Genomic DNA, 25473 nt, shown 5'->3' with positions numbered 1-25473 from the left:
TTGCATCTTATGCCTAAACTGGTCCTCGTTTGTAACGAGGATCATTGAGCCATATAGAAACGGAAACGCCAGCATTTGAAATGCGGGTCATCAGTGAAAAACATCAATGATCAGAAAAGTCAATCTTAATGGATAAGTTAGTAGTTTGAGCTTTCTAATTGAGGTGGTACCACCTAGCGCACCCGACACACGATATGGAGATTGCTTCACGCTACCCACAGGCCTACGCGCAGGGTTCGCAAAGACGACCGGCAGGTAGTTTACCTTCTTAATCCATATCAAACTGGCTTAAGGCAGGTTTAATTATAACTACGGACCGAAACTACGAGCCCTTTGATGGGCACAAGCTTTAGCAAACCGGAAAAACCTCCCACTTAGCCAGGTTATTTTCTGGTTCTTAATTAGTTAATTAAAATAAATCTCACTTATATTACCATCCTGAATCATATCGCCATGAAACATTTAACACTGCTGACTTTTTTTATATGCTGTTCAATTATCCATGCTCATAGTCAAGATTTTGAAGGAACTATCCAATACGAAGTTTCCTACATGAATTTGACTAAAGAGATGAAGGACATGTTGCCAGAAGAAAATCCGAAATCCATATTCAGCATCAAGGGTACCAAAACCAAAATGGAAATGGATATGATGGGAACCAAGATGATTATACTCTCTGACATTGAAACCAATACCAGCACCTCCTACACAGACATTATGGGGCAAAAGATAAAATCCACTACGCCTATGGAAGATGTGGAGGGGGTAGAGATAAAACTTATTGATGGTGCTACTAAAAGAATAGCTGGTTATCTATGCAAAAAGGCGATTATGAAACAACCTGATTCTCCAGATGTAGAAGTTTATTATTCAGAAGATCTTAAATCCAGTGCATTCTCATCCATGCAATCCCAGTTTAAAAAACTAAAAGGTATTCCTCTTGAATATCAATTGAATCAACAGGGTATTACTATGACCTACTCCGCTAAAGAGGTAATAAGAAAGCCGCTCAACAATAGTGTTTTTAATCCGCCCGAAGGAGATTATAAAAAAGCTCCGGAAATGCCAAAATATTAAAATATCAAGGAACCCAAACTGGCTCAAGATTGCATCTTATGCCTATCAATAAATAAAAACTTAGTAACCAAGAAGTCTGTGAAGGAATAGGATTTAAAATCCGGGTTATTTACATATGCAAAAGCAATTTATTACCCTTGGAGCACTCAACTTCCTACTTCTGCTTCACAATAAAATCCACCATCCTGGCCGCCAAACCCGCGGTCATATTGTCCCTGTCAAATTCCGGGTTCAACTCAGCAATATCACAGGAAATAACCTTTTGAGAGCTGAATAGATACGCTAGAACTTCAAATACAAAAAAGGGTGTAAAGCCCATAGGTGACGGTGCACTGACACCCGGTGCATAAGCAGAAGAAAAGCCATCCATATCAAGGGTAATGTATAACCAGTCATTTCTTTCAATGAAAGGGGCCAATTGGGAAATTATTGCCCCAATATTCCGGGATTCACAATCGTAGTTTAAAATGTACTTTACATTGTTTTCTCTCGCAGTGTCAAAGAGCTCTTTCGAATTGGAGGGTTCCTGGATGCCTATCACGAAGTATTCTGCGTATGACTTATACTGATCTAATATTTGAGCAAATGGAGTTCCCGAATGGGTTTCTTTTTCTACAGGCCGTAAATCAAAGTGAGCATCAAAGTTAATAATGCCAATGTCAGGCTTTGACGTGTCTTTAACGGCCTCTACAATTCCTTTAAAATGGCCATACGCTACATCATGCCCCCCGCCAATGACTATCGGAAAAACACCTTTTGAAATCAATGGAGAAATCACAGAAGCCAGGCTGTCCTGGCAAGCTTCCATGTCTTGGTCCGTACAAGATAGATCTCCGAGGTCAGTGATGTTTTTTCCATCGTGATGGAACGCAAGTTTGGCCAATTGTTTCCTCACCTCCTGCGGCCCCAACCTGGCGCCTTCTCTTCCCATATTTCGCCGCACTCCTTCATCGCAGGCATATCCCAATAAAGCGATTTCAGGCTTATTGAATTCGAAACGCTTTTTACCAGGACCATTAGCGTCAAATAATTCGACGGCCTGATACCAGTATTGATTTCCTGAACCAGGATTTGTTTTTCTCCCTTTCCAATGCGCATTAGCAGGAGGTTGATAATTCGTTACTGTATTAAACAGATCTTCTAGTTCCATTTTTCTCCTGCTAAATAAACTTGATCGAGATGGTTTGTTCCAAATGCGTAGGCTAATACACCATAAGAATTAATGGGTTTCGTAAGTAGTAGATTAGCCTTTTTTCCTTTTGATATGGAGCCAACTTCATTTTCCAATCCCATAGCATAAGCTCCGTTGATGGTGGCCGCATTAATAGCTTCTTCCGGGGACATCTTCATTTTGATGCAGGCAGCAGAAACAACAAAATGCATATTGCCGGAGGGTGCAGAGCCCGGATTGAAGTCGCTGGCCAAAGCCAAAGGTAAACCCGAGTCAATGATCTCTCGTGCGGGTGTATAAGGTATCCCCAGAAAATAGGAACACCCGGGTAAAGCAACGGGCATGGTAGCGCTGTTTTGTAGCGATGCTATGTCTTCCTTCCGGATTAGCTCAAGATGGTCGACCGAAAGCGCATCATATTTAATGCCTGCCTGCACGCCTCCAATGGCATTAAATTGATTGACATGTATTTTAGGAGTCAATCCAAATTTTTTCCCGGCTTCCAAAACCAATTCGGTGTCTTCTACTGAGAAATAACCCTCCTCACAAAAGACATCAATGTAGTCGGCCAGGCGCTCCTTTGCTACTATGGGCAGTACTTCTTCCAGCATCAATCTCAGAAAGGCACGTTTGTCAGAGCTGTATTGATCGGGAAGGGCATGTGCCGCTAAGAAGGTAGCTTTGATGGGAATGGTATAGTTTTCCTTTAGACGTTGGATCACCCGAAGCATTTTCAGTTCTGCATCCATAGTCAGCCCATAACCTGATTTGATCTCTATGGCGCCGGTTCCTGATCCGATCACTTCTTCCAGCCGCACTTTACTTTGTTGGTACAGCTCTTCCTCTGAAGTTTTTTGCAGCGTCTTCGCCGAATTCAGTATCCCCCCTCCTCTATTAGCTATTTCCTCATAGGTCATTCCGTTGATCCGGTCAATGAACTCTCCTTCCCTGTTTCCCGCATACACCAGATGTGTATGTGAGTCGCACCAGGCGGGTAAGATCATTTTACCTGTGGCGTCCTCTGTTCTATCAACTGCTACGTCCGGGCAGTTATCCATCGTACCATAATCTGCTATGATACCATCTTCAATCAACAGGTAGGCATTTTTGAGGGTAGGTAATCGCTTTAATTCTTCACCCACAAGAGCCGACACCGGTCCTTCGCGTACCTGGATTAACTCTTTGATATTTTTAAATATATGTTTCATTCAAACAGACCTTTAATGATGTGATCTTCGACCAAATTAGGGAGGGTCACTTCCAGACTTGGGCTACGTTCCATTTCACGTTTTATAGCAAATAAGGCTTCCTCATTTCTTGCCCAGGATCGCCTTGCAATCCCATTGTTTACATCGTAAAAAAGCATCCTTTTCAGCCGGATATCCGCTTCTTCGGATCCGTCGAGCAATAAACCAAATCCACCATTGACCACCTCTCCCCAGCCCACTCCGCCGCCGTTGTGAATGGATACCCATGTAGCTCCTCTAAAACTATCTCCTATTACATTATGCATGGCCATGTCGGAGGTAAACTGACTGCCATCATAAATATTGGACGTTTCCCTGTAGGGGGAATCTGTTCCGCTCACATCATGATGGTCTCGCCCGAGGACTACAGCCCCTATCTCTCCACGTGCTACCGCTTTATTAAATGCCGCTGCAATTTTGGAACGGCCTTCTGCATCTGCATATAAAATACGTGCCTGAGAGCCCACGACCAACTTATTTTTTTTAGCATCCCTGATCCAGGTGATGTTGTCTTGCATCTGCAGTTTTATTTCCTGCGGAGAAGTTTCCATGATCTGTTGCAGGATTTCCATGGCAATCTCATCCGTTCGGTCCAGGTCTTCCGGGTTTCCGGAAGTACACACCCAACGGAAAGGGCCGAACCCGTAATCAAAACACATAGGCCCCAGAATAGCCTGCACATAAGAGGAATATTTGAAATCAATTTTGTTCTCGGCCATTATATCGGCATCAGCGCGAGATGCTTCTAACAAAAAAGCGTTGCCATAATCAAAGAAATACGTGCCTTTTGCGGTGTGTTTGTTTATGGCCGTTACATGTCTGCGCAGCGATTCCTGTACCTTCTCTTTGAACCGCTCAGGCGCTTCGCGCATCATTCTATTGGACGCTTCAAAAGAGACCCCAACCGGATAGTAACCGCCGGTCCATGGAATATGTAGTGACGTTTGATCGGAACCCAAATGAATAAATATATTCTCCGTATGAAAACGTTCCCATACATCCACCACATTGCCAATAAAAGCGATCGAGACCACTTCTTTGTTTTCCTGTGCTTGTTTGACCCTCCGGATCAATTCATCCATGTTATCTGTCATTACATCCACCCAACCTTGTTCGTGCCTTTTTGCCGCCGCTTTAGGGTTAACTTCTGCGCAAATACTGATGCATCCGGCAATGTTTCCTGCTTTTGGCTGAGCGCCGCTCATACCTCCCAGCCCTGAGGTTAGGAATATTTTCCCATGAGGGGTCTCATTTTCCGGCAAGACTTTTCGAAAGGCATTCATCACCGTAATGGTGGTGCCATGTACAATCCCCTGCGGACCGATGTACATAAAAGAACCTGCGGTCATTTGTCCGTACTGTGTTACGCCCAGTGCGTTAAATTTCTCCCAATCGTCAGGTTTTGAGTAATTCGGGACCATCATACCATTCGTTACTACCACCCGGGGTGCCTCTTTCGAAGAAGGGAATAAGCCCATAGGATGCCCGGAGTACATATGAAGTGTTTGATCGTCCGTCATTGTAGCCAGGTACTGCATGGTAAGAAGGTACTGGCCCCAGTTCTGGAAAACGGCGCCATTGCCTCCATAGGTGATCAGCTCTTCAGGATGTTGGGCAATGGCAGGGTCCAGATTATTCTGGATCATGAGCATAATGGCTGCTGCCTGGGAGGATCGTGCAGGATACTCCCCTATTGGCCTGGCATAGATCTCGTAGTCCGGCTTAAAGCGATACATGTAGATCCGCCCGAAGTCCCGCAGTTCCCGGGCGAACTCCGCTGCAAGTTCCCCATGCCATTCTTTTGGAAAATACCGCAGCGCATTACGGACGGCCAGCTGTTTTTCCTCTTTAGATAAGACATTTCTTCGCTTTGGGGCCCGGTTAATTCCTTCGGGGTAAGCCCTTCCGGGAGGTAGTATATCGGGTATGCCTGCTAGTATTTTTTCTTGGAATGTCATGATGTTACTTCATTATCCACAACCAATGATCGCAATTTAACCAACGCTATCATGGCGTCTATGTCCTCTTTCAATAATCGGTCGTCTTCCAGTTTAGGAACACTCTTTCGTATGATCTTATAATTTCTCTCGATCAGGTCGGAACACTTGTTAGTCCTCCTGAATTCCAATGCTTGTGCACCATACATTAGTTCTATGGCCAGGATCTTTTCCAGGTTTTCTAAGATCTGATTCAGTTTTCTTCCGGAAATACTTCCCATGGAAACATGGTCTTCCTGACCTAAAGAAGTTGGTACGCTATCTGCGGAAGGAGGAAAACATAAAGACTTATTTTCAGCCACCAGGGCGGCTGTGGTATACTGCGGGATCATTAAACCAGAGTTCAACCCTCCTTTTTCAGTTAACATTCGGGGTAAGCCATATCTTCCTTCTAATAATAAATAACATCTTCTGTCCGAAATGTTCCCCAGTTCCGAAGCTGCTATGGATACATAATCCAATGCCATGGCCAAAGGCTGACCATGGAAGTTACCACCGGAAATAACTTCCGTTTCGCTCAGTACAATGGGATTATCCGTAACAGAATTCAATTCGATTTCCGTCAGTTCTTTTAAATGATAAAATGCATTTCGGGAAGCACCATGTACATGTGCGATGCAACGCATGGAATAAGGGTCCTGGACCCGGTCACAGTTTTCGTGGGCCTTTAGGTTTTCCGAGCCTTCTAACAACATCCGCATACGCTCGGCCACTACTTTAGTACCCTTGAATGGACGGATCTCGTAAAGACCGGCGTTAAACGGATCAGCACTTCCCTGAAAACCCTCCAGGCTCATGGCCCCGGCGACATCCGCCAGATCCAGCAGGTATGCCATCTTCTCCAATGCCTTTACGGCATGGGCTACAATAAACTGAGTACCATTGATCAAGGCCAGACCTTCTTTGGCCTGGAGCCGGACAGGTTGTAATCCATGTTGCGCCAAAACAACTTTGGCGGAAACAATTTCATCTCCCACCCAAAACTCGCCTTTACCTATGAGAGGCAAAAAAAGATGTGATAATGGGGCCAGGTCTCCGGATGCACCTACCGAGCCTTGCTCCGGAACAACAGGCAAAAGATCATTTTCTATAAAAAAAAGAATTCGTTCGATGACTTCCAGTCGGATACCCGAGTAACCTTGACACAAAGCATGCACTTTGCATATCATCATGATTTTGGACAGCTCCTTATCAATCGGCTTACCTACACCTACAGCATGCGTCAAGAGCAAATTCTCTTGCAGCTGAACGGTTTCCTGAGCCGTTATCTGGGTGTCGCATAACGGCCCGAAACCTGTATTGATGCCGTAAACTGCTTTGTCTGATTGCGAGATCTTTTCTACTATATTTCTGCTCTTATTGATCTTTGGAGTGACCTCCTTCAAGATACCTGTTCGCTTTCCTCTGGCCAGGTCTATGACTTTGCCGATGGTTAACTGTTCTACACCATAATTGAATTCCATAGCTGAAGACTTTACTTATCCCAATATTACATCTAATTTTGATGCTTAACGAGACTATTTAATTACCCATTTAATAACCATGAGTTATCAAATAGAATTAAGGCATATGCGTTATTTTTTGGCAGTCGCCGACCATCTGCATTTCAGAAAGGCTGCAGAAAGTTTATATATTTCTCAACCAGGGTTGAGCCGGCAAATAAGAGAAATGGAAGAAGGATTAGGTGTTCGGCTTTTTGAGCGTCACAATAGAAAAGTAACCTTGACAAATGCAGGCTCCTATTTACTCCGGGAGTTCAAGGGCTATTTCACCCAACTTGAGCGTTCTATTGAACATGCCAAACTGCTAAACGACGGATTACAGGGAAGTTTACGATTTGGTTATGTCGGGTCCGCTATGCAACAGATCATTCCCGATCTGCTGCTGGCATTCAGGAAAGAACACCCTCAGGTGCTTTTCAGCCTGAAAGAAATGGACAATCAGCATCAAATTGACGGATTATTGGCTAACGACATAGACATTGGATTTGTAAGACAGGAACGCATTCCGAAAGCGCTGCAATCGCTTCCGGTATTGAAAGAAACTTTTTGCCTGGTATTACCAAAAGACCACGCGGTCAATACCGGAAATTTTACAAGCATGTCCCAATTGAAAGAGGAATCATTTATCATGTTCGACCCTACCTACAGCCCTTCCTATTATGAAAAAATAATGCAGATCTTTGATGATAGTGGCTTCACTCCCAACATTACGCACAGCACCATCCATTCGGGTTCTATTTATAAATTGATTGAAAATAATTTAGGGGTTTCCATTGTTCCAAGATCTTTGCGGCAAGATCATTTGCCGGGAGTAAAGTTTATCGAATTAAAAAGCATCTCTCAGCGTACTGTTTTATCCGTAATATGGAACCCCAATAGCAGGAACCCAATATTAGGAGGGGTAATTTCAAAAATTAAAGGAAGCCTTGTTACGGAAACGGTTTGATTTCGGGAGAGGAATTAACGTTGAGATGTAAAAACCCCGAAGACTTTCGCCTCCGAGGCTACCATTCAAATAAAATGGATCAAGTGCGTTTAGTCATGGACTTATGTGATCGATTAGATCTTGCCTCCTTCTCAGGGACAATTTCAGTTCTTGAAGACCATTTCACGTTGGTTTAAAAGCAACTACCTGACGTAGGTAACCTGATTGTTCCTGCCATGGAAGAAAAGACAGTAAAACTTTCACACGATACAACACCGGAAGGGTTCTAAGCGCTTATGTCCCATACTAAGTGTAATGCATCTCCGTCAGCATCTGTAGCAAAAATACTGTCTATAGAGGTTTTATCATTGATGTTTTCCAAGGCATCAATATACTGGTCCAAAATAACCGGGTTTGTGTTCTCGTTTTCATCCACCACTTGATCGTAATGCTGGAAGTACCGGACAACGTCTGGTCTAAAACGCCTACCTCAATGGTATGTACAGCTTTCGTCTCGAAATCCAGTGTGGCTCGGGGAGCCACACTGCGATATCCATAGCTCATAGTAGTCCACCCAATCTGGTAATAAGCATCCACCATTCCTTTATAGTAGTGTATTTTGCCGGCCCTGGTTATGGCTTGATTTGCATAGGTTGTGGTTTGTATGGAATCTGAATAGGAATATTCCTTCGCTATCAGGTTCAGCGTATTAATTCGGTCTTTTTCAGTAAGGCGTTGATTATCTAAAGCCCTATGCAACGAATCCAACAAAGCTTCATCCTGACCATAAGATGAAATGAATATAATCGTAAAAGCAGGGTTAAAACCTTGTTCATGAGTTAATAGCTGGTTTCGCAGTTTTTTTAAATAGGCATTTCATCTCACAGACTGACGATCGTCCGTTTTATTGTCTGACCAGGTTTTTCCCATATCGAACCTTGTTATGCAGGTGATCTTAGTATGATGGCTTTTATTTTCGTTTCTGGCGGGATGGTGGTTTCATCAACATCAAACGTGTATAGATAAGCGTCCAAAAGGAACTGAAAGTACCCCTTATATACACTGGTCCGTCCCTCAATCTCTGAGCCATGGACTTCCACTTCACCCAATACTTCTTTCAACTCTGCAAAGGTACTTCCTACCCTTAAACCGTCCCATGTGCTGGCTTTAGGCGTGGTAATAACAATAGTCAGTACTTTATCGCCTTCCACCGGTATATGCCCGAGCTGTGAACCCTGTGGGTCTGTAATGTAGTACACTTCGAAATCCCCTTCACCCGTTTTTAACCATCCCTTTTTCAGGCTTCCTGCAACATCTTCGATCTTTTGGCCAATGGTGATACCGTAAAAGTAGCGGTCGCCTATACTGAGTTGGTCAGCATCCGAAGACGGACCTTTTGGGCCATACATGAAAAACACCTCGCTCAGCCAGTGTACATCATTCAAGATATCATTGCCTCTCTTTCGGAATCGCTCGCTTTCAGGATCTACTTCTTTTTTGTCTTTATCCAGCCAACGTACCAAAGTCTCTTCATCCCGGAAGTAATACCGGTTTTCCAGGACATAAGGTTGATTGAACTCATCTTTCAGGTACTCTTGGACGAAGGCAAAAATAAACCCCTGACTGCCGAAATAGTAATCGGTGACCAGTTTACCACTTGCTCTCCGTATGGTCGCCTGCATCTTAATTTCTTTTCCCTCGAAGCGCCAGCTTTTTATTTCCATAGGTCCGTCAGCATGCAGTGTGTCGGACCGGAATATAAGCGGATCTACGTTGGCACTGCGTTTATTGATCAATTGGAATTGTTCCCGGATATATCCGATGTGCCCTTCTAAGGCAGATTGGCTAATACCCTGTACCCAGACCATCAGAAAGATACTTGTCAGCGCTGCACATTTGGCAACACCTCTTAAGGAATGTGTCTTCATACGAATGTGATTGAAAGGTTTGACAGTGGTGAAGTTTTGTAGTCCCAGTTAAAGATACATCTTCGAAGATAGTTTAGAAATGTGACAAGTTTAAGAATAAGGTACCAGAGCCTTGCAGGTAGGAAGAAAAATATAACCCCATTTTTGTTCGGTTGTAGTCCCAAGCTACTTTTATGCTTTAGAGCCCCCTCTTACTTTTTCGGTTTAATTTAATACTTAAATCCATCAATATTAGGTAGTTTGCAACAGTCGTTGGTTCAGCTTGCTATTGTGAAATTCCTGAAAATCAATCAAATACATGAACAGTTTATTGCAATTTTTGAAGTAAAGCCGTTCATTTGAAAGGGTTTATTATTAAAATGGAATTTCAAATGAAGGTCTGTTTTAGTAAAATTGAACACAAATAAGAATGCTAAGCGATTCCAAACGCCCTGAAAATAGATCTTCCACCAGAAGATTGGATGAGTCCGGTGTAAGGCCTGGCTTTGAAACCGAAGGCGAGGACCTCATCTGGGAACGTTTCAAAACAGGCAGCGAAACGGCACTCACCTATGTATATCGCAATTATTCCAATCAACTCTTTAATTACGGCATTCAGTTTACCAAAGATCGCGGTTTATTAAAAGATTGTATCCAGGACCTGTTTGAAGAGTTGATTACACGTCGTGAAAAGCTTTCTTCTACCACCTCCATCAAGTTTTATTTGATGAAAGCCTTTCGTAACAGGCTGGTAAAAGCCATTCGCAAAAATAAACGAAGGGAAGAAAGTGAAAGCAAGTGCTCAGAAGAAGGTTTTCGGGTAGCAGTATCTGCTGAAGTCAGGTTGATCAATAGTCAACTGGATGAGGCCAAGAAAAAATTACTGGAAGAAAAGCTGAACCAATTGCCCCCTCTTCAGCGGGAGGCGCTAATTCTATACTTCTACGAAGGACTGAAATACCAGCAAATCGCGGAACTACTCGGGATCAAGACCAAATCTTCACGTGAACTGGTCTATCGCGCGATAAAATCTCTTGGAGACCTTATCGAACCTCATAAGGACCAAATGATGTCACTCGCAGGAGTCATTTCAATTATGAAATCTTTATTATAGAGAGTATTAATAGAAAATATCGCAATAATTAATTCGAATTATTGCATAAAATTTAATTTTCGACAATCCCTATGGTCATTTGAGGTAGATCGGACTTTATAGTATTGAAAGCTTAGGTGTTATCAACCCATGGACTATAAAGACTTTGATCTACCAGACTTTTTACAGGACGAATATTTCGTCGGATGGGTATTACACCCTGATATGGAGTCTTCACATTTTTGGGAACAGTGGCTAGTGACCCATCCGGATAGAAGGAAAATGGTTCAGCAAGCCCGTGAAGTCGTCTCCTCCATCACTTACCGGGAATCAGATACCCTGAACGATAACGAATACAGCGAAATTCTTGAGCATCTCTTAAAAACCAATCAAAAGAAAAATTCGCAGGGTTTCCGATGGACATTAAAACACACCTTACGATTAGCTGCGAGTATAGCCATTTTCGGTATAGTTTATTTCGCCTTTAAACAGGCGCCCGTAAGTGAGCCACCAGGTATTGTATCGCGTGAAGTGTCCGTAGAGGCCCAAATGGGACAGAAAAAAACAATAAAACTACCGGATGGCACCTCGGTAATGCTGAATTCGGGTAGCACGTTGGCCTATACTGTACCTTTTGAGGAGAAAACCCGGTCCGTTTCATTGAGTGGAGAGGCTTTTTTCGATGTGATCCGCGATGAAAAGAAACCTTTCATAATAGAGACCGCAGGTCTGCAAACCCAGGTATTGGGCACCTCATTCAATATACGTGGATATACCGGAGATTCCTTTGTATCGGTGTCCGTTTTGAGTGGCAGTGTTCAGTTAAGCTCCGCAGGTTTGAATCATCGCATTCTTAAACCTAATGAAAGAGGGATCTATCATGAGGCCTTAGACCGCATAGAGCTGACTTCATTTGATCCGGATGAGGCTACAAACTGGACACGAGGAGTCCTCTCATTTAAGGATGAAAGTCTGATAACCATATTCAATGAACTCGAGCGATGGTATGGGGTAAAAATAGAGATTAAAGACGGTGTCAAACTGGAAGGTAAATACAGTGGACGATATAGCAATGACCCGCTGGAGCTTGTCTTAAAAGGGCTGAGCTATACTTCCCATTTTAAATATCAAATAAACCAAAAACAAGTCATTATATATGAAAACAGTTAAAAATATGTGTTGAGATCGTACCAGGTACGTTTTCGACATTCTTTATAAAACCAAAAACCCTTGTAACTACAAGTTGGCGAACTCCGGTCACAAGGGTTGGTTTTAGTAATCTAAATATCCACTAAAACAATCTAAAAGTATGAAAAATATTCTACTGAAGGAAGTATTAATTATGTCCAAATTCCTTTTCTACGTAGTTTTTCTGCAGACACTGTTTGCGTCTCTGCTTCACGCCGGTGAAAGTAAAGGCCAGCAAAAGAGTCTCTATGAAGTCAAGGTCCGGATTGGTCCCGGTACCCAGCATGTATTGCATATTTTCCGGGAAATCGAACGGGAAACCGATTTTGTTTTTTCTTACAACGACAAGTACGTAAGGAACGCTGAGGTTTTCGTGGGCACATACCAGACACTGGGTGAGCTCCTGGAAGAAATCTCACGTAATGCAGACCTGCAATTCCGAAGGATCAATGAAAACATCCACGTAGACCGCAAAAAACCTTCCCAAACCCACGTTTCTGAAGTTTACGAGAAATACCAGGACATAGAAATAAGTGGCCAGGTAGTAGATGAAACCGGGGAAGGCTTGCCAGGGGCCGCCGTATCAATACTGGGTACTAATAAAGGTACCATCACGGATGTAGAAGGTAGATTTTCACTTATGGCAGAGCCAGGATCTACACTTATCGTGTCCTTTGTTGGATACATTTCTCAAAAAATTCAGATTACAGATCAAACTGTTCTGAACATTTCTTTAGAACTAGACATCCAATCTTTACAGGAAATAGTGGTTATAGGCTACCAGGGCGTGAAGAAAAAAGACCTTACCGGCTCAACAGCCATCATTAAACCCGGCGTATCCAATCGAGTCACGACAAACTCATTGGCTGAATCTTTACAAGGGCTGGCTCCAGGGGTTACTGTGAGAAATGGCGGTAGTCCGGGTCAGCAGTCGGTGATCGAGATCAGAGGAGTAGCAAGCTTTGCTGACACGAACCCTTTGTATGTCATTGACGGTATGCTTGCAGATGCTAATCCTACGATCAACAACAACGACATAGAGAGTATCCAGATACTAAAAGACGCGTCTGCAGCGGCTATTTATGGATCCAGGGCGGCAAATGGCGTTATCATTATCACCACAAAAAAGGGAAAAGTGGGACCTATGCAGGTCAGCTTTACCGGGAAGCGCGGAATCCAGCAAATCCCTAATACATGGGATGTCATGAACGCGGAAGAGTTTGCCGCCATGCAACGTGCCCAATATGAAAATTCAGGACGTACTCCTCCGGCATTGGTAGACGTTGACTTTAATCCGGAAATAGATACCGACTGGCAGGAAGAGATGATCCGGACCGGTACAATGCAGGATTACAACCTAAGCATTTCCGGTGGTTCGGAAACATCTTCTTATCTCGTTTCCGGAAGTTATTATGATAACCAGGGTATACTGAAAGGCAGAGATTTTGAGCGCTATAGCTTTCGCTTGAACAGTGAAAGTAAAATTGGCAGGGTCACCTTTGGTGAAAACCTCCTGTTTACTCATACAAGGAACCAGACCCCGGGAGAAGGCAATCCGTTTTATGACATGCCGCAGCTACTACCGGTTATACCCGTTCAAAATGCAGACTATATTTCGGACACCAATCCTGAAGGGTGGGGAATCGGTTCTGTTAACGCTCCCTCCTATGCCTGGAACCCGGTAGCTATCCTCAATTTAAGTCATCAGGATAATAACTTCTCGAAACTGGTGGGTAATGCCTATCTCAATGTAAAGCTTGCAGATTGGATCAGCTACAGGTTCAATGTCGGTTTGGAGGCCAGTTTTGATCATATCAAGTCTGTGAGGGAAGATGGCGTATGGTCTTTCAATGCAGCCGTTTTTCCGAGTTATGTGGATGATTACCGTTCCACTTACCTGAGTAAACTATTTGAGCATACGATCAACATCAATAAAGACCTGGGTGATCATTCGATCAACGCGGTGTTAGGTATATCACAACAGTCGAATCAACGTGACTTTACTTCCGCGCGCAGAAGTGAACTTCAGCAATTTAACGGACAGTACCTTAATACCATCAATTCTGCTATAGGTGACGATGTAGCTGCCGGCGGTCGCCCGGAAGATAATTTTATTTTGGGATACTTAGGACGTATCAATTATATCTATGCAGATAAGTACCTGCTGACCCTTACAGGTCGCATAGATCAAAATTCACGCTTCTCGGAAGATTACCGCACCGGTTATTTTCCTTCTGTAGCTGTGGGTTGGAGGTTAAGTGAAGAAAGCTTCTTCGACGTATCGTTTATTTCAAATTTAAAGTTGACCGCTTCTTACGGCCGTCTTGGAGTTATTCCCGGTATCGTGGGGTCCTGGGACCATATTGGCAGATTAAATAGTAATGCCAGAGCCATTTTTGGCCCGGACCAGGAGGCATATGTAGGCGCCTACCAGGCCAGGATCTCAAATACTCAACTTCAGTGGGAGACCCGTATCACTCAAAATATTGGCCTGGAAGCGGGTCTGTTTTCAAACCAATTGCTGTTTGGGATAGAATTCTATAATTCTTTGTCAGATGATGCTATCCTTCAGCTTCCCTTACCAAGATACCTGGGTAATCTCAACGGGGATCCTTTTGTAAATGCCGGTTCCATACGGAATAAGGGTGTTGAAGTAAGTGCGTCTTACCGTAAGCGAGAGGGGGAATTGAAATGGGAGGTCTCCGGTAATTTTACCACTATTGAAAATACGATCGAGAGCGTGGGAAATCAAGGTGAAGGGATAGATTACCTGCAAACCGGACTCACACGCTCAAAAGTGGGAAGGCCTGTAGCAGAATGGTTCCTGCTCAAAACCGATGGTATCTTTCAGAGTGAGCAGGAAGTACTCGACCATACTAATTCTGATGGAGTCATAATTCAAGGGAATGCACGTCCGGGAGACATCCGCTTTGTAGACGTAAATGATGATGGCCAGATCACGGAAGCGGATCGTGACTACAGTGGAAAATCACCATGGCCTACATTACAAGCCGGGGCACAATTCAACGCTGAATATAAAAACTTCACATTGAATTTACAGATGGTAGCCGTTTTTGGCAATTATATCTATAACGGCACGCGTCAGATCCTGGATGGCTATCAAAACACCAACTTTCGAAAAGATATCCAGCCCTGGACCGAGGAAAATCCCAACACCGGCGATCCGCGGATAGGTGTAGCGGAAGGCGACGTAGCCCTGTCCCAAAATGCAGGAAACAGTACACGGTGGCTAGAAAACGGGTCTTACTTCAGGATACGTAACTTGGAAATCGGGTACAACTTCAACGAGGAATTACTGGGTACAACAGGAATAGAGAATGCACGGGTTTTCATTAGTGGTCAAAATTTAATGACCATAACCAACTATTCCGGATTAGACCCAGATGTGGTAGGAACGGGGATCCTCGAACGAGGATTTGATTCCGGCAACTGGCCTTCGAGCCGGGTATATTCTATAGGAGTCCAGTTCCAATTTTAAATAAACTACGGCCATGGGCATACACCTTGAATCCTCCATAGAACATGGCAAAGGAATAAAGTGATGTCAATACATAAGACCGTTCAATGAAAATTAAAATACACATGAAAAGAATAGTTATTTTATTGATGACAGTAGCATTGGGGTTTGGATGCGAAGATAATCTGGAGGTGGACAACCCCAACGAACCCAACGTAGCACTTTTTTGGGAAACGGCAGAAAATGCCGAACAAGGTATAAATGCGGTCTACAGTACGTTTCACAGAGGCTCCATTTCAAGATGGATGATTATGCTGTATTCTACACGTACCGATATGGGTGAAAGCAGAAGCCCATGGTTTGAACTGGCCAACGCCTTGGATAAATTCATCCAACCGAATTATAATTTCGATCCGGTGGCAGGAGTTTGGAGTGATAATTACATTGGTATAAACCGGGCCAACCAGGTAATCGATAATGTACCATCCATCGATATGGACCAGGATAAGAAAGACGAGATCTTAGGCCAGGCGTATATGCTTCGAGGAGTATTTTATTATCACCTGGTCACCTTGTTCGGAAATGTACCTCTGATGCTGAAGGCCTCAGAACCCCAGGACTATCCGGCCAATAGCCTGCAGGAAGAAGTTTACCGGCAGATCATTGATGACCTGGAATTGGCAGTAGACTTACTTCCCGTAACTTACAATAACCCTAATGACCTTGGAAGAACCACCAAAGGCTCGGCTCATGCCTTAATGGCAAAGGTATACATGCAGTTAGGTGAATACGAAAAGGCACTACCATCGTTACAGTGGCTGGTAGAAGGGTCGGGAGCAGGCATTTATGACCTCACTCCTGACTATAGAGATAACTTCCTGATCACAACAGAAAATAACGTAGAGTCGGTTTTTGAGTGGCAGTTTGAAGAAAACCCTAACGAGTTTACGGATAACGACGTGGCTACACCTAATCATAATTACGGATCTTCGCTGGCCCAGTTTACAGCACCTGTAGGGATAGGGTTTTCCGATGCGGAGGCACGCCGGTGGATCATTTATGAATTTGATGAACTTACTACCGGAGGCAACCGTGATCCGCGCCTGGAGGCCAGCTTTTTGTTTGACTCAGCCCATGTAGATGGCCCCGAAGCCACTATGGTGTATGGCCAAACTTTTGCTTCACGGTTTGGCACCGGACCCGATAGCAAGCGGGTTTGGATGAGAAAGTTTCTCAATGATCACTGGAAAAATGAAGAAGGATTCCGCTCTCCTAACAACTACCGGTACATAAGGTACGCAGATGTTTTACTGATGTATGCTGAATGCCTGAATGCTACCAACAACACGGCTGCCGCCTACCCGCATGTAGACAGGGTTCGCCAGCGTGTGGGACTTCCGGCTTTATCTTCTGTCAGACCGAATTTATCCCAGGCTGATTTTCTGGAGCAATTAAAGCACGAACGCTTACTGGAACTTGCGGGAGAAGGCCATCGATGGAATGACCTGGCACGTTGGGGAGACCTGGGGCCAAAACTGGCAACAAACGATCCGGCATTTGCCAATTTCGAAATAGGTAAACACGAATTATTACCTATTCCACAGATAGATGTAGATGCTAACCCCAATTTAGACCAAAACCCCTTGTGGTAAAATTTGTGTGATATAGAGGATTGGTTTTTCCAGTCCTCACTACTTCATATTTACTAATGTGTATGTCAAAAATGCTTTTCTTGCCATCTATTGGGTCTTTATTACTTTTATTTTGGACCTGTGCGACCAATCAGACACCGGAAAGCCAGCTGCCCGACCAGCCTGATGTGGAATCAGACTCTCTTTTTCTTAACCCGATCCATACCCATGGGCCGGACCCGTGGGTATTTCAAACCGAAGGTCAATATTTCCTAACCTTCACGACCGGAGTTAATGTGACACTGTATCGTTCATCTGAGATGTCCAACCTGTCAGGTGCATTTAAAAAGGTGATATGGACACCTCCTTCCACAGGGCCAAATTCACAAAACATCTGGGCCCCGGAGATCCATCGTGTACATGGAAAATGGTATGTATACTATGCCGCTGATGATGGTAATAATGAGAACCATCGGATGTTTGTATTGGAAAACAGCCATGAAGATCCAATGGCAGGTCAATGGGTCGATAGCGGTGAACTAAAACTACCGGACAACCGGTGGGCTATCGACGGGACCATCTTCGAACATGAGGATCAGCTCTACTATCTCTGGTCCGGGTGGGAAGGCGTAACGAACATCAGGCAAAACATCTATATCTGTAAAATGAGTGACCCCCTCACTCCTACCGGGAAGCGGGTATTACTTACGAGCCCGGAACTTTCGTGGGAAACCAACGGAGTAATCCCAACAGTAACCGAAGGGCCTCAGATGTTAAAGAAAGATGACAGGCTATTCATTGTGTATTCTGCAGGAGGTTGCTGGACGGATGGTTATACGCTTGGGATGCTGTCAGCCCGGAAGGATGCCGATCTTATGGACCCGGCTTCATGGGAAAAAAGTCCGCAACCTGTCTTTATTCAGAACCCTGAGGGGAATGCCTTTGGTCCCGGACACAATGGTTTTTTTACATCAAAAGATGGTACGGAAGACTGGATCATTTACCACGCCAATGGATTCGCCGGGCAGGGTTGTGGAAATAAGCGGTCCGCACGTATACAGCCCTTTCTTTGGAAAGATGATGGTACACCTGATTTTGGGCAACCTCATCCTCTTTATCAAAAGTTAACCAAACCTTCGGGTGAATATTGACCCGATCAAAAAGCAAACTAAAAAACAATAATGAAAAAATACGTGTCACTTTGTATTGGCATTTTGGCTTGTCTCACCCTGAATGCACAGGACTACCCTATAAGCTATATACTATCGGTTAAAACGCCAGGCAATCCGGCCAAACAATATACCCTTGCCGGTAAGCAGGGTGAAATGATAATGGATAAGGCGATGCCGGTACAGGTCATTCAGGAGCTTTCCGGAAATGCTAATGATCAGCTCCTGAGTATTACGATTGAAGCACAGGAAGACACCTACATTAATTTGTACGGAAAGCTGTCGCTTGGTCAGCAGGAATACGAGGCATCCCAGTTTTATCTCCCGGGCTTTTGGTACCGGAAAAACCTGCGGTCTCCGGATAAAGCGCCCAATGCCCGGGTAAATAAAAGCTGGATCGTACGTGAGGACCGCCTTAGTACACCGCTCGTCGGAGCTTACGACACAGCCACTGGCAAAGGAGTCAACCTGGTCCGGTCAGATGATGCAGATAAAGTCGCACTGACCCCCCTGAACCAGGGAGAGGTAATTCTCAGTGGCCCTACCAACCTGGGGGCAATGGGTTTTGGCGAACAAACAGGTCAGGTCTTTTTGTCTTTCGCTATTCCCTATAAAGAAGCGCCACATAGTTACTATCGAAAGCTCACTTTGGGCGAACCTGTCACCTCTTTTGTCCTGGTCCGTTCAGGAGAGCGGTTGACCGTAGAATATCTCATCAGATCTTTTGAGGCAAGTGATTTTTCCGACTTCGTGGCCCGGTCGTGGACCACTTCTTTTGAAACTAAAAAACCTGAACCGGTGAAAGACGACGGTTTTTCTGACCTGGAGATAAAAAATGTGTTAGCGAAATTCTGGAAACAGTCCTTCACATCTACCAGTGACCTTAAAGGCTATTCAGGCGTACACCTTCAAACGGCGGATTGTGAAGTAGTGCCACTATTGGAAGTGGGATTTGTGGGGCGTGTGCTACTGAATGCATTCAATTCTTTAGAGTTCGGTTATCAGCAAAGCGACCGGGAATTGGTGTTTATTTCCAATCAAATATGGGACAGTTACCTCGCCAACGGCTTTACAAAAGGCGGACTTTTTCGAGAGGTGGTGGACGAATATCATAACCGGGAGGCAAATGTTTTCTCCATCAGAAGGCAATCCGAGGGTCTCTATGCCACGCTGTTTTACCTGGGATACGAAAAGGCTGCCGGCCGTCTTCATCCTGAATGGGAATCGCGTGTAAAAGCGCTGCTGGAGGTATTTTCCAAACTACAAAAAAAAGACGGTTCTTTTCCAAGGAAGTTCGACGATGTTCTGAAGGTAAAAGACGCCAGTGGTGGCAGCTCTTCTTGTGCAGTGCCGCCATTAGTGATGGCTTACCGGTATTTTGGTGATAAAAGTTATCTTGAGATGGCCGGAAAAGTAGCGGCCTACCAGGAATCGGAATTAATTTCCAAAGCAGATTACTTTTCCTCTACACTGGACGCTAATTGTGAAGACAAGGAGGCCTCGCTCTACGTGGCTACTTCGCTGTATTACCTGGCCCAGGTAAGTAAAGGCAAAGAAAGAGCACATTACATTGAGCAAGCTAAAAAGGCCTCCTACTTTGCATTAAGCTGGTACTATACCTGGGATGTGCCTTTTGCACCCGGACAGATGCTGGGAGATCTGGGTCTGAAATCCAGGGGGTGGGGCAATGTGTCCGTAGAAAACAATCACATAGATGTCTACATTTTTGAATTTGATGAGATCCTGGATTGGCTTGCCTCTGAAACAAAAGAATCCCGTTTTGCGCATTTTGCTCATGTGATCCGCTCCTCCATGCGCTCTCAGCTCCTACCCTACGAAGGACATATGGTGGGTATCGGTAAGGTAGGCTACTACCCCGAAGTAGTACAACATACACAGTGGGATTACGGAAAATTTGGTAAGGGCTTCTACAACGACCTTTTTGCTCCCGGGTGGACTGTAGCCTCGCTGTGGGAGCTGCTCACCGTAGGGCGTACAGAAGCTTATTTTGAATAAGAAAACGATGAAAAAGCAAATCAACTATTTGGTATGGTTACTGGCTGGTGTATGGGCGTGCCATTCGGGAGATGAAAATATCACGCCGGGTCCAAACGAGGAACCCGATGAGGACACTACCCAGTGGGTAATCGAAAAAATCATCCCTGGTAAACCTATCCGGCACATCGAATGGGGACAACCGCAAAAAGTTTCGCATGAGGTATTCAGTGCAGACTATCCACGCATGCTAAGTCTCGGGGGAGATACACTGTTCCTGGCTTACCATGGTGGTCCGCAAAACAACGAATGGGACAACCTGTACCTTAGGAAAAGCTTCGATAACGGTCAAACCTGGCTAAAAACAGAGGTGATGATGGCTGACACAGACCCGGATTACTATGGTTTTGCCAATCCGGAATTCCTGGAGTTGAGAAATGGAAGGATATTACTGGCCTTCACGGGGCGAGGTAATCCGGATGATAACCAGCACAATAATATCCAGGTGATGCATAGCGACGACCGTGGAGCGACCTGGTCAGCCCCACGTGTTGTAGCTTACGGACGTTCATGGGAACCCGCCATGGCAGAACACCCCGGAGGAGGCATCCTCATGTTTTATTCCAGCGAGGCACGCTGGTGGCAAGTATCGGATCAAATCGAACAAGAGATCCTTATGGTGCGGTCCGAAAATGACGGGATGTCATGGAGTATTCCACGGTCAGTAGCCTATACTTCAGGAAAACGTGACGGTATGGCCGTACCGCTGGTGCTACGCGAAGGTAAAGGGATGGTATTTGCGATTGAATCTGTCGGCAACAGGGACTCTCCGTGGATACTACATTCCAGCCTGAAGAACCGGTTCGAAAAACCCTCGGAAGTCACACGATATCTGGCTACGTCCAAATCTTTGGTGGATTTTGGAGGTGGCCCATACCTCATTCAGCTACCCACCGGTGAAACCATTCTCTCCTGTCATGATACAGGGGGCAGGACCATCGGTTCCGATTGGAAGAAAAATACCATGTACGTACTGATCGGGGACAGCGACGCCAGGAATTTTTCTAACGTGAGTTACCCATTCCCTGATCTCCCTCCTGAAGAAGGGGCTTTTTTCAATGCAGTGCATGCACTGGATGCAAATACCATAGTAGCACTGGGAAGCCGGCATTTTGCCGATGGACATGCCGAAGTACATTGGGTGACAGGCACTATTGTAAGAGAAGACTGAGTCCTGATGGGTCCGTTGATCCGGAGCTCATCATAAAAAGACACAAAATCAAACCAAACAAAAGGATATGAAAAATATTTACAGTATAGCGCTGACCTTGGTATTAGCGAGTTGTATGGCCGCTGTCCAGGTACAAGCGCAGAGTTTTGTGAATCCTATCAGCGATTTGGCGGATCCTTTCATCACCTATCACAACGGTCACTACTATTACACCGGTACTACAGGTGGCAATATCAGCATGCGCCGTGCTACCACACTGGAAGGATTAAAAGCTGCGCCATTACAGGTGATCTTTACACCGGGTGCAGGGCAGCCTACGCATTTCTATTGGGCACCTGAAATGTTTCGCATTGATAATAAATGGTACATCTATTTCAGTGCGTCGCTAACGAACTCTACCAATGACATGCGGACCTGGGTATTAGAAAATACTTCGTCCGACCCTATGTCTGGCACCTGGATATTTAAAGGACGCATTTATGACACATCGAATGATCTATGGGCTATTGATGGCACTGTACTCCATCTGTCCGGTACGCATTACTTTATCTGGTCAGGGGTGGATTACAACGCTAACATCGATAAACCTCAGCGTATCTACATTGCCTCTATGAGTAATCCCTGGACATTGGCTCCCGGGCGTACCCTACTTTCCAGCCCTACACTTTCCTGGGAAAACAATGGTAGTGTCAATGAAGGCCCTGAAGTTATCCGGAAAAACGGAAAAGTATTTTTGGTGTATTCGGCCAATGGTTGCTGGACACCGGATTACAAGTTAGGCATGCTGACCATGAATGATAATTTAGATCCAATGAACACCGGAAACTGGTTCAAGCACCCCAACCCGGTTTTTCAATCCAATGCATCCGTAGCAGCCTACGGACCGGGACATCATTTTTTCTTTACTTCCCCGAATGGCACCGAAGATTGGTTCGCTTATCACGCCACCACCAATGCATCAGGCGCCTGCGATGCCAGCCGCACCACAAGAGCACAGCGCATTACCTGGAATAGTGACGGCACACCAAATTTCGGTGTACCGGTAGAAACCGGAATGAAGCAACAGGCGCCGGCAGGAGAAGCGGGATTACCAGGTGGTTCTCCAGTAGCCAATGGCATTTATAAGATCGTGGTGCGGAGCAGTAATAAACCGCTGGATGTAGCAGGCTGTTCCATTGAAAAAGGAGCCAATGTTCATCAGTGGGATGATGATAATGTGGATTGTCAGAAGTGGCACGTCCAGGCTACGAATGATGGTTACTATATGATCACTTCTCTCCAGGGAGGAATGGTGCTCGAGGTAGCCAACTGTTCAAACTCTAATGCGGCGAACGTGCAAATGTGGGCCCCAAATGGAGCAGACTGTCAAAAATGGTCTTTCGTAGATGTTGGAGGAGGATTTTACCGTATCCTATCCAAACAAAGTGGGAAAGCGCTGGATATACAGTTTGGGGGTAACAATAATGGCGCTAATCTTCAGCAATACGACTATTTAGGGAATCACCAGCAACACTTTCGGTTGGACTGGCTGGGTACGGAAGAAGCTATGGGTCCGGGTGTATATCGCATCATCTCCAGGCAAAGTCAACTGGCCATGGACCTTGCAGGTTGCAATAGCAACAACGGTACGAACATCGCCCAGTGGACATGGCTTAATAATAACTGCCAGCGCTGGAATGTAGAGGATACCGGTGACGGTTACTTCATGATCCGGTCACAGGAGAGTGGACGGGTATTGGATGTGCCGGGCTGTTCGGACCAGCCGGGCGCTAACATTCAGCAATGGGACGCTTACAGCAATGATTGTCAAAAATTCAGCATTCAACCAGCAGGCAATGGGTTCTACAGTATCATCAATAAATCCAGCGGCCTTGCTGTGGACGTTGACGGTTGCTCAACGGTACCCGGCGCTAATATCCAGCAGTGGACGTACTGGGGTGGTGACTGTCAGCTATGGAAATTTGAAAGGGTGAATACTTCATCTGCGCGGATCGCTCACAGAGGGGTGAACAATGATACAATCATAAAAGAGGAAACTAAAATATCATTAAAAGTATATCCCAACCCTACGAATGATTTTATACAAGTTTTAGGGAACTTTGGACAGCGGGGCGCAGAGGCGGTACTTTATGATGTGATGTCCCATGAAGTGGCAAGGTGGAGTATCGCTAAAAGCAAGGAGATCAGGCTGGACATAAGAGGGACTTCCCCCGGAATCTATTTACTCCAAATTATAAATGGAGAGACGACTACGGGGCATCGGTTAGTGATCCGATAAAATGATAAGGTAAGTTTTTTTGATACGAACTATCTAAAACCGGGCGGGCCGGCGGGCTCGCTCTTAATTCAATAAATGTAACCCGGATAAATAGCGTTTAACTTTTTCGGAACCGGCGCTCAGGAAAGCCATTCCATTTCAACGATTAATTTTGATCATTATGACTAAAGCAACAAGGTGGACTAAAAATAAAATAATCCAGATGTTTTTTGGCGGACTTATGATCCTGCTTGTTTCAGGTTGTCAGAAGATATCACACGACCAAGACTGGAGTTACCCATCGATAAGAACGGCCTTTCAGCAACCACTCAATGGGAAAGAAGTAGATCTGTATCTTCTGGAAAATAATAACGGATTGAAAGTAACAATTACGAACTACGGAGGCAGAATTGTACATCTCATCGTCCCGGACAAGGATGGCCAGCCCACTGATGTGGTTTTGGGATACAATAGCCTGGAGGAATATCTCAACTCCGGTGAGCATTATTTCGGGGCGCTGATCGGGAGGTACGGCAATCGCATAGCTGGTGCACAATTCACATTAGATAGCATAGCTTATCAGCTCAATCCAAATAACGACAAAAACAGTCTTCATGGCGGCCCCGGAGGCTATCACAATGTAGTATGGGAAGTAGAAGAGGTAAGTGATACTGCTATTGCGCTCCGTTATTTTTCACCTGATGGAGAAGAAGGCTTTCCCGGAAATTTAAACATAGAAATGACCTACACCCTCACCAATCAGAACGAGTTAGTGATGGATTACAAAGCCACTACGGACCATGCCACACCCATCAACCTGACCAACCATGCTTTTTTTAATTTGAACGGAGACGGTTCCGGAAGTATTAATGAGCATTTGTTGAAAGTTGAGGCAAATCAATATATTCCCGTAGACGAAACCCTCATACCTTCAGGAAAGATCGCTCCGGTATCAGCTACACCTTTCGATTTTACTAATCTAACGGCCATTGGGGCACGTGTGGAAAACATACACCAACAATTGATGTTTGGGAAAGGGTATGATCATAACTTTGTGCTGGACAAAGGGAAGACCCAAACACCAGGGCTGGCAGCTTTCGTTAAGTCCCCCTTATCCGGTATAGAGATGCGGGTCTTTACCACTGAGCCGGGACTTCAGTTTTATGGAGGAAATTTTCTGGATGGAACAAGTGAAGGTAAAAACGGACCTTATGAGTTTCGAGGTGCATTTTGCCTGGAAACCCAGCATTTTCCCGACTCGCCCAATCAGCCTCACTTTCCTAATGTTATTCTCAGGCCCAGTGAAACGTATCGCTCCCAATCCATCTATAAATTTATCTTAACTGGCAAGAACTGATCAGTCTCAAGTCTAAGGTACTTAAGCCAGGTAGAGTGGTTACACAAAGCGGCACAAAGTAGCACAAAGGTTCACAAAGCGGGGAGAAATCGTGTTGGTATCCCATGGTCTCATTGAATCCTATCTTGAGCGTGGCAATTCCCGGCAGGGCTTAGATATTCGCTTTCAGGTTTCTATGCTTAAATCTGGAATTCTGTCAGGTAGTGTCAACTGAACTTTGTTTGAATTAAGGCAAAAACTTTGACACT

At 44.9% G+C, this 25473-nt stretch carries 17 protein-coding genes; 11 read left to right on the top strand and 6 right to left on the bottom strand.

Annotated elements, in window-relative coordinates:
- The first annotated feature begins 453 nt into the window (after nucleotides 1-453).
- Nucleotides 454-1077, top strand: coding sequence for a DUF4412 domain-containing protein (locus tag FNH22_RS18715; protein WP_143399959.1), 624 nt, complete (start codon nucleotides 454-456; stop codon nucleotides 1075-1077).
- A gap of 154 nt (nucleotides 1078-1231) precedes the next feature.
- Here the strand turns inward: FNH22_RS18715 and hutG are convergent, their stop codons facing one another.
- Genes hutG through hutH form a run of 4 tightly spaced genes read right to left on the bottom strand, consistent with a single transcriptional unit; the run spans nucleotide 1232 to nucleotide 6955 of the window.
- Nucleotides 1232-2227: a formimidoylglutamase gene (gene hutG, locus FNH22_RS18710; protein ID WP_143399958.1), complete on the bottom strand. Its 996-nt coding sequence runs from the start codon at nucleotides 2225-2227 to the stop codon at nucleotides 1232-1234.
- The gene (gene hutI, locus FNH22_RS18705) at nucleotides 2218-3456 is read right to left on the bottom strand and encodes an imidazolonepropionase (protein WP_143399957.1); all 1239 of its coding nucleotides are present in this window, start codon (nucleotides 3454-3456) and stop codon (nucleotides 2218-2220) included. Before hutI ends, hutG begins: the two co-directional genes overlap by 10 nt.
- Nucleotides 3453-5453 carry a urocanate hydratase gene (locus FNH22_RS18700; protein ID WP_143399956.1) on the bottom strand — a complete coding sequence of 667 codons (2001 nt, stop codon included), beginning with the start codon at nucleotides 5451-5453 and terminating at the stop codon, nucleotides 3453-3455. The genes hutI and FNH22_RS18700 overlap by 4 nt, the downstream gene beginning before the upstream one ends.
- Entirely contained in the window at nucleotides 5450-6955 is a 1506-nt protein-coding gene (hutH, locus tag FNH22_RS18695) for a histidine ammonia-lyase (RefSeq protein ID WP_143399955.1), read from the bottom strand. The genes FNH22_RS18700 and hutH overlap by 4 nt, the downstream gene beginning before the upstream one ends.
- A 79-nt stretch (nucleotides 6956-7034) precedes the next feature.
- Here hutH and FNH22_RS18690 point away from each other — a divergent pair, with 79 nt between their 5' ends.
- Nucleotides 7035-7940, top strand: a complete 906-nt coding sequence (locus tag FNH22_RS18690) for a LysR family transcriptional regulator (RefSeq protein ID WP_143399954.1) — start codon at nucleotides 7035-7037, stop codon at nucleotides 7938-7940.
- Nucleotides 7941-8270: 330 nt separating this feature from the next.
- On the opposite strand, the gene FNH22_RS18685 is transcribed toward FNH22_RS18690, so the two are convergent.
- Nucleotides 8271-8678 (bottom strand): hypothetical protein, encoded by a 408-nt coding sequence (locus tag FNH22_RS18685; protein WP_143399953.1) that lies wholly within the window; start codon nucleotides 8676-8678, stop codon nucleotides 8271-8273.
- Between the two features lie 182 nt (nucleotides 8679-8860).
- On the bottom strand, nucleotides 8861-9847 hold the full coding sequence (locus tag FNH22_RS18680) for a hypothetical protein (protein WP_143399952.1): 987 nt from the start codon (nucleotides 9845-9847) through the stop codon (nucleotides 8861-8863).
- A gap of 409 nt (nucleotides 9848-10256) precedes the next feature.
- Between FNH22_RS18680 and FNH22_RS18675 the strand changes: the two genes are divergently transcribed.
- The 9 genes from FNH22_RS18675 (at nucleotide 10257) to FNH22_RS18635 (ending at nucleotide 25225) form a co-directional block, all read left to right on the top strand.
- Nucleotides 10257-10940 (top strand): RNA polymerase sigma factor, encoded by a 684-nt coding sequence (locus FNH22_RS18675; protein ID WP_143399951.1) that lies wholly within the window; start codon nucleotides 10257-10259, stop codon nucleotides 10938-10940.
- Between the two features lie 129 nt (nucleotides 10941-11069).
- Nucleotides 11070-12089: a FecR family protein gene (locus FNH22_RS18670; RefSeq protein WP_143399950.1), complete on the top strand. Its 1020-nt coding sequence runs from the start codon at nucleotides 11070-11072 to the stop codon at nucleotides 12087-12089.
- Nucleotides 12090-12228: 139 nt separating this feature from the next.
- Nucleotides 12229-15606, top strand: a complete 3378-nt coding sequence (locus tag FNH22_RS18665; protein WP_255518096.1) for a TonB-dependent receptor — start codon at nucleotides 12229-12231, stop codon at nucleotides 15604-15606.
- Between the two features lie 104 nt (nucleotides 15607-15710).
- Nucleotides 15711-17237 carry a RagB/SusD family nutrient uptake outer membrane protein gene (locus FNH22_RS18660; RefSeq protein WP_143399949.1) on the top strand — a complete coding sequence of 509 codons (1527 nt, stop codon included), beginning with the start codon at nucleotides 15711-15713 and terminating at the stop codon, nucleotides 17235-17237.
- 62 nt (nucleotides 17238-17299) lie between these two features.
- The gene (locus FNH22_RS18655) at nucleotides 17300-18367 is read left to right on the top strand and encodes a family 43 glycosylhydrolase (protein ID WP_185154296.1); all 1068 of its coding nucleotides are present in this window, start codon (nucleotides 17300-17302) and stop codon (nucleotides 18365-18367) included.
- A gap of 30 nt (nucleotides 18368-18397) precedes the next feature.
- Nucleotides 18398-20401, top strand: coding sequence for a hypothetical protein (locus FNH22_RS18650; protein ID WP_143399947.1), 2004 nt, complete (start codon nucleotides 18398-18400; stop codon nucleotides 20399-20401).
- A gap of 7 nt (nucleotides 20402-20408) precedes the next feature.
- On the top strand, nucleotides 20409-21611 hold the full coding sequence (locus FNH22_RS18645; protein WP_143399946.1) for a sialidase family protein: 1203 nt from the start codon (nucleotides 20409-20411) through the stop codon (nucleotides 21609-21611).
- Nucleotides 21612-21678: 67 nt separating this feature from the next.
- A complete protein-coding gene (locus tag FNH22_RS18640; RefSeq protein WP_143399945.1) occupies nucleotides 21679-23889 on the top strand; it encodes an RICIN domain-containing protein in 2211 nt (736 codons plus the stop codon).
- Nucleotides 23890-24049: 160 nt separating this feature from the next.
- Complete coding sequence (locus tag FNH22_RS18635; protein WP_255518095.1) at nucleotides 24050-25225, top strand: aldose epimerase family protein; 1176 nt, start codon at nucleotides 24050-24052, stop codon at nucleotides 25223-25225.
- The last annotated feature ends 248 nt before the right edge of the window (nucleotides 25226-25473 follow it).

This window comes from Fulvivirga sp. M361 (genome assembly GCF_007097395.1).
Classification (GTDB): Bacteria; Bacteroidota; Bacteroidia; order Cytophagales; family Cyclobacteriaceae; genus Fulvivirga.
This window is presented reverse-complemented; position numbering and strand designations above follow the sequence as displayed.